General features: G+C 63.5%; 1 pseudogene. It reads right to left on the bottom strand.

The features are described 5' to 3' along the window. Positions 1-262 precede the first annotated feature (262 nt). A pseudogene (locus CKO43_RS25635) lies at positions 263-485 on the bottom strand (glycine betaine/L-proline ABC transporter permease ProW); the annotation flags it as partial.

Raw genomic sequence — 485 nt, forward strand, 5'->3', positions numbered from 1 at the left:
ACGAGAACGGTCTGGAAAGTCTCCTCCGCGATGGAGGATTTGAGCGGAATCACTTCCACGCCTTCGCCCGGCTTGTCCTGGGCAAGCGCAGAGCCTGCGGCGAGCGCGGCCGTAAGGCCGGCAGCAGCCGCAAGCCCGCGCAAAGCTTTCGGTGTCATCGGGTAGTTCATGATGTGATCTCCCTTCGGGGTTTTCATTGTGACCGCAAAGCGGCCGTTTCTGCAGGCCCGGCTGGGTGCCGCCGGGCCCACGCTTCTCTGGGCTAGGTCTTCGCCTCTTGCGACGCTTGAGACCCGCGCCCGGTGAGGCGGCGCACCAACCCGATCGGGCCGGTGTCGTACCAGGCAATATTGCCCCGCTCGCGCTTGGTGATACCAAGCGACTGTGTCATCCGATCGATGATGATCGCCAAAAGCACGATGCCGATACCACCCACGGTGGCAAGGCCCATATCGAGGCGACCGATCCCGCGCAGAACCATCTGG

The sequence above is a fragment of the Rubrivivax gelatinosus genome (assembly GCF_016583785.1).
Lineage (GTDB): Bacteria > Pseudomonadota > Gammaproteobacteria > Burkholderiales > Burkholderiaceae_C > Rubrivivax > Rubrivivax gelatinosus_B.